This window comes from Alishewanella jeotgali KCTC 22429 (assembly GCF_000245735.1).
GTDB lineage: Bacteria > Pseudomonadota > Gammaproteobacteria > Enterobacterales > Alteromonadaceae > Alishewanella > Alishewanella jeotgali.
Genome location: NZ_AHTH01000062.1, coordinates 15,524 through 28,939 on the forward strand (window position 1 = coordinate 15,524; position 13,416 = coordinate 28,939).

The following is a 13,416-nucleotide window of genomic DNA, read 5'->3' on the forward strand; positions in this document are numbered from 1 at the left end:
AGTATTGCTTTCGCGTAAACACACCAAGGACTTAACGATGCAAATGATCAAAACCCGCGCAGCTGTGGCCTGGGGCCCAGGCCAACCTTTGTCGATTGAAGAAGTGGATTTAATGCCGCCACAAAAAGGCGAGGTGCTGGTGCGGATCGTTGCCAGTGGTGTCTGCCATACCGATGCGTTTACGTTGTCGGGTGAGGATCCGGAAGGTATTTTTCCGGTGATCCTGGGCCATGAGGGCGGCGGTATTGTCGAGGCGGTTGGCGAGGGCGTGACCTCGGTTGCTGTTGGCGACCATGTGATCCCGCTGTATACCCCGGAATGTGGCAAATGTAAGTTCTGTTTATCGGGTAAAACCAACCTCTGCCAGGCGATCCGTGCCACGCAGGGCAAGGGCTTGATGCCGGATGGCACCAGCCGTTTCTCGAAAGACGGCAAGCCGATTTATCACTATATGGGCACCTCGACCTTCTCAGAGTACACCGTATTGCCGGAAATTTCGCTGGCAAAAATTAATAAAGAAGCCCCGTTAGAGAAAGTCTGTTTACTCGGCTGTGGTGTTACCACCGGCATGGGCGCGGTATTTAATACCGCCAAGGTAAAGCCGGGTGATACGGTGGCGATCTTTGGTCTGGGCGGCATCGGCTTATCGGCGGTGATTGCCTCAGTGATGGCCAAAGCCGGCCGCATTATTGCTATTGATATTAACGAAGATAAATTTGATATCGCGAAAAAACTCGGTGCCACCGATGTCGTCAACCCGAAGAAATATGACAAGCCAATCCAGGAAGTGATTGTCGAGATGACAGATGGCGGCGTCGATTTCTCCTTTGAGTGCATCGGTAATGTTAATGTGATGCGTTCGGCGCTGGAGTGTTGTCATAAGGGCTGGGGCGAGTCGATTATTATCGGTGTCGCCGGTGCGGGCCAGGAAATTTCAACCCGGCCATTCCAACTGGTTACCGGCCGCGTCTGGCGCGGTACGGCCTTTGGTGGCGTGAAAGGCCGTAGTGAGCTACCGGGCTATGTTGACCGCTATCTGAACGGTGAGTTTGAATTGGATACCTTTATTACCCATACCATGCCGCTTGAAGACATTAACAAAGCCTTCGATCTGATGCATGAAGGTAAGTCGATCCGTACTGTTATTCACTTCTGATAGTCAATTGGGGCAAAGATGAGTCTGAATCAGATCAGTGAACAGCGTTGTTTTGACGGTCGTCAACTGCGCTTTAAACATCAGTCGGCGGTACTGCATTGCGAGATGCAGTTCTCAGTGTATCTGCCGCCGCAGGCGGCCAGTCAGCGCGTACCGGCGCTGTACTGGTTATCGGGGTTAACCTGCACCGATGAAAACTTTGCCAGTAAGGCCGGAGCCCAGCGTATCGCGGCCGAGCTTGGTCTGGCGCTGGTGATTCCGGATACCAGCCCACGTGGCGAAGGGGTAGCGGATGATCCACAAGGTAGCTATGACTTTGGGCTGGGTGCCGGCTTTTATGTCAACGCCACCGAGGAGCCTTACGCTAAGCATTATCAGATGTATGACTACATTGTGCAGGAACTACCTGCTTTGCTGGAAGCGGAGCTGCCACTGACGTCACTGCGGGCAATCAGTGGTCATTCGATGGGCGGCCATGGGGCGCTGGTGATCGGCCTGCGTAACAGCAGTCGCTATCGCAGCATTTCTGCCTTTTCACCGATCTGTCATCCCAGCGCCTGCCCTTGGGGGATCAAGGCGCTGACTGGCTATCTGGGTGCGGATCCTAACCGTTGGCAGCAATATGATGCGGCTCTGTTACTGGCACAGCAGGGCAGTGATCTGCCTATATTGGTGGATCAGGGATTGGCAGATCAGTTCTATCCCGAGCAGCTGCGCACGGAAACCTTGCTTGCCGCAGCAAAGCGAAGCGGGGCGCAGGCTGAGATCCGGCTGCAGCCAGGTTATGACCATAGCTATTATTTTATTGCCAGCTTTATTGAACAGCATTTGCGCTTTCACGCCCGTTATCTGGGGTTATTAGCGGCATAACGTGCTAAAGAGCAGCAGATAACTAATTGCTGCTCTTTAGCGGACTTGCTGGCATAATTTCCGTTTACGCGAGATCCCTTCTGCTGATGGAGCCCGAGATGAGCTATAACCCGGATAATGTGTTTGCCAAAATTCTGCGCGGCGACTTGCCGTGTTTTAAGATCTACGAAGATGACCACAGCCTGGCCTTTATGGATATTATGCCGCAGGCGACCGGTCATGCGCTGGTGATCCCTAAGTACGCAGCGGTAACGCTGGCTGACTTACCGCTGGCATATGCTCAGCCAGTGTTAGCGGCGGTGCAGAAGGTGATGGCGGCACAACAGCAGGTGTTAGCTGCCAAAGGCGTGGTGCTGATGCAACTTAATGGTACTGAAGCCGGGCAAACCGTACCACACCTGCACTTTCATTTAATCCCGGCGCACCTCAGTACGCTAAAAGCGCATGGCGCCGAGCAGGGTGATATGGCACAAATCAAGGCTATCGGTGAGCAGTTAGCCGCTGTGTTACAATAATCCGCATGACACCTGCCCGGCAGTTGCCCGGGCGGTTATCTTCCCGCTGTTCTGCTAAAGGTAGTGCTATGTTGACTGCTCGCCTCACGTTTGGCTTATTATTAATTGTTGGACTAACTGCCTGCACCCGACCTGCCGGCCCTGATGCTGCAGTCCATGATGCAGCCGTCCGTGTTGCAGCCAACAATGTTGCAGCTAGTACTGACGCTGACTGGCAGCTGGCGATTATCCATATTAATGATACCCACTCGCAATTTGATCCCTCGCCGGCCAAGGTCGAATTGGCGCCGGGTGAGGCGCTTTACACCTTTATTGGCGGCCATCCGCGGTTACTGACGAAAGCCAGGCAGTTACAGCAACAAGCGCAGGCGGCGGGCACCCCCTCATTATTTTTGCACGGTGGCGATGCCTTTAAAGGCAGTGCCTATTTCGAGCTGTTTGAGCATCAGATCAATATCGATATTTTAAACCGGATGCAGCTGGATGCGATGGCACTGGGCAATCATGAATTTGATATTGGTCTGCCTAAGCTGGCGCAATTTGCCAGTGAAATTAATTTTCCGCTGTTGGCAGCGAATGTCGATATCCGGGCCGAACCCTTACTGGCCGGAGTGACTAACCTTAAACCGTATCAGCTCTACCGGCAGCAGGGCGAGCGCTGGCAGCCAATCGCTGCGGTCGGGCAGGCTGAAGGGGCGCGCTTGCTGGCGATCTTTGGTGTGGCACTGGAAGATATGCGTACCATGGTATCGGATACCGGCGCCCTGGAATTTAGCGCCGAAATTACCGCGGCACAGCAAACCGTCGATCATCTGACGGCGCTGGGGGTGCCGCATATTATCGCGCTAACGCATTTAGGGCATCAGCGCGATCTGAATCTGGCTACCTGGGTCAATGGCATTGATGTGATTGTCGGTGGCCATTCGCATTCGTTATTGGGAGATTTCCGGCACTGGTATCTGGGGCAGCAACCACCTTATGCCCAGCAAGTGCCCAATCCGGATGGCCAGGGCATAACCTGTGTGGTGCAGGCTGGTCAGTATGCACAGGCGATTGGCGCTCTGACCGTAAGTTTTAACCTGGCGGGCCAGGTTACCGCTTGTCAGGGACAAAATACCCTGTTAGCCGGGCGTGATTATTATCCTTCCGCCTTGCGCCGTGCCGACGCAAAGCTTACGGGATTGGCGTTAAGCCGCACCCTACAGCAGGTACAGCAGCTGGCCAATACGGCCATTGTCGATGAAGATCCGCTGCTGCGCGAAGTACTGGATACGGTTTATTTACCGGCGGTACAACAAGCCTATGGCACCGCTATCAGCAGTACTGAGCGCAGCATTGCCCATGTGCGCTTACCGGGCACAGGTGGCAGCGACCAGCATGGCTCTGAGCTCGCCGGGCATATTGCCGATGCCATGCTGAATTATGTCAATACCCCGGCGGTGCAGGCTCTGGTTGCCGGGCCGGTGCAGCTCAGTTTAATTGGCGCGGGCAATATCCGTAGTCATCTTGAGGCCGGCACGATTTATGAAGGGCATATCCGGCTTGAAGTATTACCCTTTGATACACCGCTGAGCGTGCTAACTGTCTCGGGGGCGGATTTGTTAGCGCTGTTGCAGCAAACCATCAGTGCCACGCTACCGCCCGGCGCCCATGCCGGTAAATTTCCTTATGGCAGTGGCCTGCGCTATGTAGCCCGGCAGGAGGATGATTACAGCGCCAGCGTAGCGGTGGAGGTTTGGCAGGAGCAAAGCTGGCAGGCATTGGATCCACAGCGCGAGTACCGGCTGGTCACCACCAATTATCTGGCCAACGGTAATGATGGCTGGCAGCAATTACAGCAAGCCCAGGCGGAGCAGACAGACAGACGTGATATTATTTTGCTGAACGGTCAGCCGAAAGCCTTTGTGGTCGAGCGGGTCACCGCTAGCCTGGATAGCCGTGGCCAGCCAGCCTTTACCCCGGTGTATCAGGGGCTGACGCAGTTGCCGTGCGGTGAACCCGGTGTGGATTGCAAAACGGCAGCACAGGCGGTGATTGACCACCTGCAGGCGCAACCGGACTTATGGCAGCGGACCAGACCCGCCACCGTAACCCTGTATCGCTAGTTATCCACAGCACTCCGGTACAGATTTAACCAGTCTGGCATTTATCCACAGCACTTCCTGCTTAAAAATGGTACCGGTCTGACCAGCTTGGGCATTAATGATCGCGCTGGAGCCGCCATTGCAAAATGGCTTTGACGACTAAAGTGGCAATCGCCATCAGGGTGAGCAGAGCGGCAGCGATAAAGGCGCCGGTGGCATTGTAGTCCTGCTGCAGTAGTTCGATATGCAATGGCAGGGTATTAGTTTGGCCGCGAATCGTGCCGGATACCACCGACACCGCACCAAACTCGCCAACCGCCCGGGCGTTTGTCAGAATCACCCCATACAGCAGGGCCCAGCGGATATTGGGAAAGGTAATATGCCAGAATACCTGCCAACCGCTGGCGCCCAGTAATACTGCCGCTTCTTCCTGCTCGGTGCCGAGGGTCGACATCAGTGGTACCAGTTCTTTTACCACAAAGGGGCAGGACACAAAGACCGTAACCATCACCAGGCCCGGCCAGGCAAACATTAACTGTACATCAGCGGCATCCAGCCAGGTCGCAAAAGGTCCGTTGCTGCCGTATAACAACAGGTAAAGCAAGCCCGCCACCACCGGCGAGACGGCGAAAGGGATATCAATCAGCGTCAGCAGCAGCCGACGTCCGGGGAAGGTAAAGCGGGTGACGCACCAGGCAATCAGGGTACCAAATACCAGATTGATCGGCACGGTCAGACCGGCAACCAGTAACGTCAGGCCAATGGCATGCAGCATATCCGCATCGCGTAAATTGCTGATCACGCCACCTATGCCGGCCGAAAAGGCAGCAATAAAGATTAATAGCAGCGGCGTTAGCAATAACAGCACACTTAAGCCTACGCCTGTGCCGATCAGCACCCTGCGTAATAATGGTGAAGCACCAAGCTTAGACGTCATTTCAAAGCTCCACTGATATGCTGATAACGCTGCTGGATGCCGTTAATCACAAATAGCAGCACCAGCGATGCCAGCAATACCACACTGGCGATGGCGGCAGCGGCGGCATAATCAAACTCCTGCAGCCGGATAAAGATCATCAGTGAGGTGACTTCGGTTTGCCAGGGCAGGTTACCGGCGATAAAAATCACCGCGCCAAATTCCCCCAGGCTACGGGTAAAAGACAAGGCTGTCCCCATCAGTAATGCCGGTTTGATCTCCGGCATGATCACCCGCCAAAAGGTTTGTAACGGGCTGGCACCCAGGGTAGCCGACGCCTCTTCGTATTCCGGACCAAATTCTTCCAGTACCGGCTGCACGGTGCGCACCACAAAGGGCACACTGGTGAAAATCATTGCTACCACTATCCCAAGCCAGGTATAGGAAACTTTAATGTCCCATAGTGCCAGATATTGGCCAAACCAGCCCTGGGTGGCATAGAGTGCCGCCAGCGTCAGGCCGGCAACCGCCGTGGGCAGAGCAAACGGCAGATCCATCAGGCCGTCTAGCAACAAGCGGCCCGGAAAACGATAGCGGGTTAGGATCCATGCCATCAGCAGGCCAAAGAACAGGTTAAAAATACTGGCGACCAGGGCGGCGGACAGTGTGACCTTGTATGACGCCACCACCCGGGGATCACTGATAATGGCCCAGTAATCGGCCAGACTGAGCTCTGCTACCTGCATCACCAGACCCGTGAGCGGCAGCAGAATAACCAGGCCAATAAAAAACAAGCTACTGCCCAGGCTGATGGTAAAGCCGGGCAGTACGCTTTTACTGCGCAGTGCCCGAAAAGGCAGGGCGCTCATCGACTCCGGCGTCCTTCTGCCAGTAACTTATCCAGCTCAGCGTTGTTGGCAAAGTGGTCAGTATGCACTTTTTCCCAATCGCCAAATACCTGCTCTACGGTAAAGAGGTTGGTCTGCGGAAACTTATCAGCATTTGCAGCGATCACCTCCGGATGATGGACACGGTAGAAGAAGTTGGCCAGCAGCTGCTGCGCTTCTGCGGTGTACAGAAATTCCAGATAGGCTTTGGCTTGTTCGGCGGTGCCGTTACGTGTGACGTTGCGATCTACCCAGGCAACCGGAAACTCGGCCAGCACATTCGTTGCCGGAACCACCCGTTGTAACTCCAGGTCCGGGTACTGGGCGATAATATTGTTCACTTCCGATTCAAAGGTAATCAATACATCACCCAGTTGGCGCTCGATAAAGGAGGTGGTAGCGCCACGACCGCCGGTATCAAATACGACGACACGGCGCAGGAAATCAACCATCCAGTTACGCGCTGCGTCATCACCAAGGCGCTGCTTAGCCGCACCATAGGCTGCCAGATACGTATAACGGGCGTTACCTGAGGTTTTCGGGTTAGGGAATACCAGGCTCACGTCGCCCTGGGTCAGATCGGCCCAGTCCTGAATGTTTTTCGGGTTACCTTTGCGTACTAAAAATGCCATGGTGGAGTAGTAAGGGGAGGCATTATTGGGTAACCGCTCGCGCCAGTTGGCAGGTAGCAGGTTGCCGCGTTGATGCAGCACATCAATATCCGAACTTTGATTAAAGGTCACCACATCAGCACGTAAGCCCTGAATAATGGCCTGCGCCTGACGGGAAGAGCCGCCATGCGATTGGTTGATGGTCAGGGTCTCGCCGGTTTTTGCCTGCCAGTGTGCAACAAACAGCGGGTTAATTTCGGCAAATAATTCGCGGGAAATATCGTAACTACTATTTAATAATTCTTTGGCTGACGCCACCGACAGGCTGGACGCCAGTAAGCCGGCAACAAGGATCAACTTACGCATCTGCAATTCTCCAAAATAAGAAACTGCAGCCAGTTTAATATGCCAATTTTTTGCGACAAGGCATTTCATTAAGCTAATTTGTTATAAGGCATAGCATCAGGCTATAACCAGATCCAGAGCAGCATAGCGCTTAAAGTGGAAAAAACAGCGGTACCAGTAACAGACTGACCATCAGTACCAATAAGGTAAAGGGGCTGCCAATTTTCAAAAAGTCGATAAAGCGGTACTGGCCGGGGCCCATCACCAGCAGATTGACTGGTGAAGCAATGGGGGTCATAAAGGCGGTAGATGCGCCTAATGCCACCATCATCGCAAAAGGATAGGGTGAGGCATTGAGGGCACTGGCCAGACTCAGCGCGACCGGCGCCATCAGTACGGCTGTCGCCGTATTGGATATCACCAGGCTAAATAACATGGTAATGATAAATACGCAGGCCAGCATTAACAGAGGGGCCTGATTGCCGGCTAGTTGTAATACCCCGCTTACAGCGAGATCAATGCCGCCGGTTTGCTGCAGTGCCTGAGCAAATGGCAACATCCCAACAATCAGTAATAAACTTGGCCAATGCACTGCCTTGTAGGCATTATTCAGGTCAATACAGCGGCAGGCGCCAAGTACTAATGCTGTGATCAATGCCGCCAACACCGTTGGCACTATACCGGACACCATCAGCGCGATCATCAGCAATACCGAGCCGATTGCGTAGGGCGCTCTGTCCGCGGCGGGTGTTGCTTCATTACTCTCTGCTGGTAAGCTTAGCAGCAACAGATCGCGTCTATGCTGCTGTAAACGGCGGATCTCTGACCAACTGCCAGCTAGTAACAGCGTATCTTGTTGTTGCAGTACCTCATCAGGTAACACATTTAGCAGGGCTTCGCCTTTGCGTTTAATACCGACAATATTCAGCCGATAGCGGCTGCGAAAACCGATTTGTTGAATGCTTTTACCGGCCAATGCCGAATCCGGTGGCAAGGCAACTTCGACCAGACCTAACTGGTGTGCATGCAAGCTATAGTAGGAGTGGTGCAATGGCTGTGGGCTGAGCCCCAGAATGGCCGAGGCTTCAAGTACGCTGGCACTGGCAGCGGCCAGATCGACCAGCAGCACATCACCGGCTTGTATCACTGTTTGTGAGTTGGCGACCAATAATAAACTGCGTAACCGCGCCGGACGTTCGACTGCGACCACATTGATCCCGTACTCGGAGCGTAAGCCAAGGGTATTCAGAGGTTGATTAACCAGCGGCGAATGAGGCTGCACCTGTAGCCGGAACTCGCGGCTGGTCAGCCGGTACTGTTCGGCCAAACCACTCAATGAGATACTATCTTGTCCGGTGTTTTGACCCACTGCGGGACTTAGAAATCTTTTGGCTAACAGCATATAGCCAATGCCCAGAATTAAAACTATCAGGCCTATTGGCGCGAAAGCAAAAAAGCTGAATCCGGCCTCACCGGCGCGCTGTAATTCAGCGTTCACAACCATATTGGGTGGGGTTGCTACCAGCGTCAGCATGCCGCCTATCAGGGCTGAAAATGCTAATGGCATTAATAGCGGTGCGGGGGATAGCTTGAGCTTAGCGGCAATACTCAGTACCACCGGAATAAAAATCGCCACTACACCGGTTGAACTCATTACTGCACTCAGAGTGGCAACGGCTAACATTAATAGCACCAGCAACCGGTTTTCACTGTTGCCGGCGTGTTTTACCAGGTAATCTCCAAGGCGATAAACCACACCGGTTCGCACCAGGGCCTCACCAATGACGAACAATAGCGCGATCAAAAGCACGGCCGGCTCGCTAAAACCGGCCAGACTTTGCGATAAGGTCAGGACTCCGGTGAGCGGAAACAACAGCATCAGCAGTAAAGCAATAACATCACTACGCGGTTTATTGAGAGTAAAGCCCAGCATGGCGGCGGCCAGTAAAACCAGCGTTATCGTCAAGTCTATCGTCATCAGGATCCTTTGTCATAACTGGCTGAAGCGCTGCTACAACCGCAGCATAGCGTACCTTAGGTTACAACGTCTTGATCAAAAACACTAAAACAGCTGGTCAGACCGGTACCGGAGTGCTGTGGATAGAAAAGTGCTGTGGATAAGTGCCTGATTAGCGGTGGAACTTGGTTTCCAGGATCACCGAGGAGGTGGTGCGTTCCACACCTTCCAGATTACCAATATCATCCAGCAGGTGACTAAGCTGCTCCGTTGTTTGCGCCTGGACTATGGCAATCAAGTCATACTCGCCGCTGATCGCATAAAGGGCGGCAATTTGTGGCATTTGCCGTAGCTCGACATTAGTACGGGCGGTGAGTTTTTGTTTGACCTTAATGCTGACGTGCGCCGATACCAGGTTGCTGAGGTAACTTTCCCCCAATTCAACGGTAAAGCCTTTAATGATGCCGTTATCCTGCAGCTTCTGTAGCCGGTTTTGTACTGTGGTGCGGGATAGCTGCAGCGCACGCGCCAGATCCGAAATACTGGCCCGGGCATCACGCTGTAACAGCGCCAGTAATTTTTCATCTTCTTTATTTAGCATAATGTCAAAACGCCTTGTCAGAATGCATTTATTATCGATTAAACTGCAAAAAATGCCACTGCAATCTGATTTTTTTGCCAACTATAATAGCCGGCATCCGGACGGCATTGACCGTTGCTATTCTCAGGGCGCCTTTAAATGTTAGTGATCAGGCCTATTACCGCTGCCGATTTTCCTGCGTTAAAACGCATTGCCATTGAATCCGGCCCGGGTTTTACCTCGTTACCTGATCATGATGAGCGGCTGGGGCAAAAAATTGCCCATGCTGAACATAGCTTTGCGGCACAGGTTAATCAGCCGGGCGATCAGGGCTATTTGTTTGTGCTGGAAGACACCAGTAGCGGTGATATCGTCGGCACTACCGGCATCGAAGCGGCGGTTGGCTTACATACGCCGCTTTATCACTTTCAGCAAAATACCATTATTCATCATAGCGCCGAACTAAATGTCCTTAACCAGCTGAAAACCTTAACGCTATGTAATGATTACACCGGCGCGTCAGAAATTTGTACCTTGTTCCTGCGCGAAAGCTATCGTCGTAACCATGCCGGTCGCTTTTTATCGAAAGTACGTTTTCTGTTTATGGCAGAGCATCCGACACGTTTTGCCAGCAAGGTGATTGCTGAAATGCGTGGTGCGGCCGATGAAAACGGGATACCGCCGTTCTGGAACTGGTTACAAAAGCTGTTTTTAACCATTGATTTTCCCACCGCTGACAAGTTGATTGGTGTGGGGAAAAAGTCTTTTATCGCTGAGCTGATGCCGCGGCACCCGATCTATGTTGATCTGTTACCGCAACAAGCACAGCAGGTGATCGGTTTGGTGCATGAAAATACCAAGCCAGCGTTAAAAATGCTGGAAGCCGAGGGCTTCCGCCATCGCGGCTATGTGGATTTATTTGACGCCGGCCCCACTGTAGAAGCTCAGCTAACCGATATCCGCTCTGTGGCGCAAAGCCGCAAAGTCGCGGTTAAGGTGCAAGAGGTGCAGGGTGAGTCGACTCTGGCAATTGCCAATACTGCAGTGCGGCATTTCCGGGCCAGCTTTGGTAAAGGCGCGCATTACTGCCCGGAGCAACAACTCTTGCTGCTAAGCCCGGCTATGGCTGAGGTCTTGCAGTTGGAAAGCGGCGATTTCGCCCGTTTTATTAATCTGGATCAGCGTTAAACGCGGCCAGTACATTACACTACTACAGCTGATTATATTGAACTACTGAACCCGAAGCGGAGTTGCTATGCATACTGATGTAAAAGCGTTATTCGATAACTTATGGCAAGACTACCTGAGCGTCACCCCGTCGGCCAAAAAAGTGCACCAACTACTGGGTTCTTCGCAGCAAGATGATGTGATTAACGATCATATCGCGCTGCGCACCTTTAACCTGCCTAAAGTATCTTTAGACAAGCTGGCTGCCCACTTCCTGGCACTGGGTTATGAAGAGTGTGGTGAGTATCACTTTGAAGCAAAGAAACTCTACGCCAAGCATTTTGAGCACGCCGATCGCACCTTACCCAAGGTGTTTATCTCCGAATTGCTGCTGGAAAAATGTTCAGCTGAGTTAAAAGCCACCATTGAGCAGTTAGTGGCGCAGATCCCTGAGCAAGCGGTCACGGCAGATAATTTCCTGTACTCAGGTACCCACTGGCAAGTCAGCCAGGCGACCTATGAAAAACTGCTGGCAGAAAGTGAATATGCTGCCTGGGTTGCCGCCTGGGGTTATCGCGCCAATCACTTTACGGTAAGCGTCAATGATCTGCAGAACTTCGATAGCCTTGAGCAGGTGAATCAGGCACTGAAAGATGCCGGCTTCCTGCTGAATACGTCAGGTGGCGAGATCAAAGGTACGCCACAGGTGTATCTGGAACAGTCGTCGACGCTGGCGGATTTAGTTACCGTTAAGTTCAGCGATACCGAGGCGACCATTCCAAGCTGTTTCTATGAGTTTGCCCGTCGTTACCCCTTGGCGAATGGCTTGCTGTATACCGGTTTTGTGGCGGCATCGGCGGATAAGATCTTCGAAAGTACCAACGCCCGCTAAGCGAATATTTCAACCAAAGCTGAACTTTGCCCCGGTCCTTGTGCCGGGGCTTTTTTTCGCCCTCGCACTATCCTGACAGCAGCTGCAGCCTTTGCTGGTAGGTAAAACTTCCGCAATTTAGTGCTGTTCTGAGGTACCATTAGCTGATGCTCCTGATAAATCTGAACTATTGCCAAGATGACTGAATATCAAAAAATGCTAAGCGGTGCCTGGTATGATCCGCTGGACAAAAACTTGCGCGAGCTGCGGCTTGAGGCGCGAAAGTTGACGCAGCAGTTTAATAAAACCCAACCCGAGCAGCATAATGTTCGCCGTCGTTTGCAACAGGCGTTATTTGCGACAGTCGGCGAGCAGGTGTTTATTGAACCGCCATTTTACTGTGATTACGGCAAACACATTTCTTTTGGCGATCATGTTTTTTTGAATTTTAACTGTACCATCCTGGATGTTGCGCCAGTCACCTTTGGCCATCATGTGTTTGTTGGCCCTGCGGCACAGATCTATACCGTTAATCATCCGCTCGATGCTGCAACCAGGCGCAGTGGTGTGGAGCAGGCACTGCCGGTACAGATTGCTAACGATGTCTGGATTGGTGGTGGTGCCATCCTTTGTCCCGGCGTGAGTATTGGTGAGGGGGCAGTGATTGCCGCCGGTGCGGTAGTGGTAAAAGACGTACCGGCCCGAGCTGTTGTTGGCGGTAACCCGGCCAGATTATTGAAACAGCTTTGATTGTTATTCAATCACTTAGCTCAAATGTCGGGGATAATTATGCCGCCAATACTGGCAATAACCTATAATGGCGTTATATTCAACTTGGTGTCATAACCCAACAGGACATAATATGAAAAAAATGCTTATCGCCACGGCTTTACTGTGCAGTACCAGTGCTCTGGCCAATGATGCAATTTCCGCCTCGCTTTGTGGCTTTGTAGCCGAAGATAATCGTAATCAGGTACGCAAGGTACTGGCAGATAATAAGTTAAATCTGCGTAATATCTACAGTGGTGTGCGTTGCAATAACGAAAGTTTGTTACAACTGGCGATCCGCCGCGATGCCCTGGATACCGGTACCTTTATTGTCAAACAAATGCCGGCAAAGGTGTTGGCTGATGCCAATTATGAGGCCTGGGCAACCGCGAATGGCTTTGCTGACAATCCGCTGGTTAATATTATCAAGGCGCGTTTAGGCGAATAACGCTGGCGCCTTTTCAGCGCTGCTTGTCGTAACTAAGCCCCGCAATGCGGGGCTTTATTTTGGTGCGCCGGGCATGGCGCGCAGCGCCTTGACCGGCGCTATCTGCTGACTGTGGTGGTTAGCAGGTGACTTGGAGGTGAAAGTCCTCTACACACCCGGCAAGGGGAAGTGTTAGCTGAACGGCAAGGGTGCCTATCGTGAGGTAGGATCTGAAGGAAGCTGAAAGCAAAATGCTGGCCTG

At 52.6% G+C, this 13,416-nt stretch carries 13 protein-coding genes; 8 read left to right on the top strand and 5 right to left on the bottom strand.

Annotation, left to right across the window (positions count from 1 at the left end):
* Positions 1–37: 37 nt before the first annotated feature.
* The 4 genes from AJE_RS17480 to AJE_RS17495 all read left to right on the top strand — a co-directional run bounded on the left by AJE_RS17480 (position 38) and on the right by AJE_RS17495 (position 4,646).
* The gene (locus AJE_RS17480) at positions 38–1,156 is read left to right on the top strand and encodes an S-(hydroxymethyl)glutathione dehydrogenase/class III alcohol dehydrogenase (protein ID WP_008610400.1); all 1,119 of its coding nucleotides are present in this window, start codon (positions 38–40) and stop codon (positions 1,154–1,156) included.
* 18 nt (positions 1,157–1,174) lie between these two features.
* Positions 1,175–2,026 carry an S-formylglutathione hydrolase gene (fghA, locus tag AJE_RS17485; RefSeq protein ID WP_008951963.1) on the top strand — a complete coding sequence of 284 codons (852 nt, stop codon included), beginning with the start codon at positions 1,175–1,177 and terminating at the stop codon, positions 2,024–2,026.
* Between the two features lie 98 nt (positions 2,027–2,124).
* Complete coding sequence (locus AJE_RS17490) at positions 2,125–2,541, top strand: HIT family protein (protein WP_008951964.1); 417 nt, start codon at positions 2,125–2,127, stop codon at positions 2,539–2,541.
* A 68-nt stretch (positions 2,542–2,609) separates the two neighbouring features.
* Positions 2,610–4,646 (top strand): bifunctional metallophosphatase/5'-nucleotidase, encoded by a 2,037-nt coding sequence (locus AJE_RS17495; protein WP_008951965.1) that lies wholly within the window; start codon positions 2,610–2,612, stop codon positions 4,644–4,646.
* Positions 4,647–4,740: 94 nt separating this feature from the next.
* On the opposite strand, the gene cysW is transcribed toward AJE_RS17495, so the two are convergent.
* From cysW to AJE_RS17520, 5 genes are all read right to left on the bottom strand, one after another.
* A complete protein-coding gene (gene cysW / locus AJE_RS17500) occupies positions 4,741–5,562 on the bottom strand; it encodes a sulfate ABC transporter permease subunit CysW (RefSeq protein WP_008610408.1) in 822 nt (273 codons plus the stop codon).
* Positions 5,559–6,410, bottom strand: coding sequence for a sulfate/thiosulfate ABC transporter permease CysT (cysT, locus tag AJE_RS17505; RefSeq protein WP_008610409.1), 852 nt, complete (start codon positions 6,408–6,410; stop codon positions 5,559–5,561). The genes cysW and cysT overlap by 4 nt, the downstream gene beginning before the upstream one ends.
* Complete coding sequence (gene cysP / locus AJE_RS17510; protein WP_008951966.1) at positions 6,407–7,405, bottom strand: thiosulfate ABC transporter substrate-binding protein CysP; 999 nt, start codon at positions 7,403–7,405, stop codon at positions 6,407–6,409. The genes cysT and cysP overlap by 4 nt, the downstream gene beginning before the upstream one ends.
* 130 nt (positions 7,406–7,535) lie before the next feature.
* Positions 7,536–9,362: an SLC13 family permease gene (locus AJE_RS17515; protein WP_008951967.1), complete on the bottom strand. Its 1,827-nt coding sequence runs from the start codon at positions 9,360–9,362 to the stop codon at positions 7,536–7,538.
* A gap of 151 nt (positions 9,363–9,513) precedes the next feature.
* The gene (locus tag AJE_RS17520) at positions 9,514–9,942 is read right to left on the bottom strand and encodes an Lrp/AsnC family transcriptional regulator (RefSeq protein ID WP_008610413.1); all 429 of its coding nucleotides are present in this window, start codon (positions 9,940–9,942) and stop codon (positions 9,514–9,516) included.
* A gap of 138 nt (positions 9,943–10,080) precedes the next feature.
* Here AJE_RS17520 and astA point away from each other — a divergent pair, with 138 nt between their 5' ends.
* The 4 genes from astA (at position 10,081) to AJE_RS17545 (ending at position 13,175) form a co-directional block, all read left to right on the top strand.
* Positions 10,081–11,109 (top strand): arginine N-succinyltransferase, encoded by a 1,029-nt coding sequence (gene astA, locus AJE_RS17525; RefSeq protein WP_008610416.1) that lies wholly within the window; start codon positions 10,081–10,083, stop codon positions 11,107–11,109.
* A gap of 67 nt (positions 11,110–11,176) precedes the next feature.
* On the top strand, positions 11,177–11,980 hold the full coding sequence (locus AJE_RS17530; RefSeq protein WP_008951968.1) for a DUF1338 domain-containing protein: 804 nt from the start codon (positions 11,177–11,179) through the stop codon (positions 11,978–11,980).
* A gap of 177 nt (positions 11,981–12,157) precedes the next feature.
* Positions 12,158–12,709 (top strand): sugar O-acetyltransferase, encoded by a 552-nt coding sequence (locus AJE_RS17540; protein ID WP_008951969.1) that lies wholly within the window; start codon positions 12,158–12,160, stop codon positions 12,707–12,709.
* A gap of 112 nt (positions 12,710–12,821) precedes the next feature.
* A complete protein-coding gene (locus AJE_RS17545) occupies positions 12,822–13,175 on the top strand; it encodes a DUF3718 domain-containing protein (protein WP_008610419.1) in 354 nt (117 codons plus the stop codon).
* Positions 13,176–13,416: the final 241 nt, after the last annotated feature.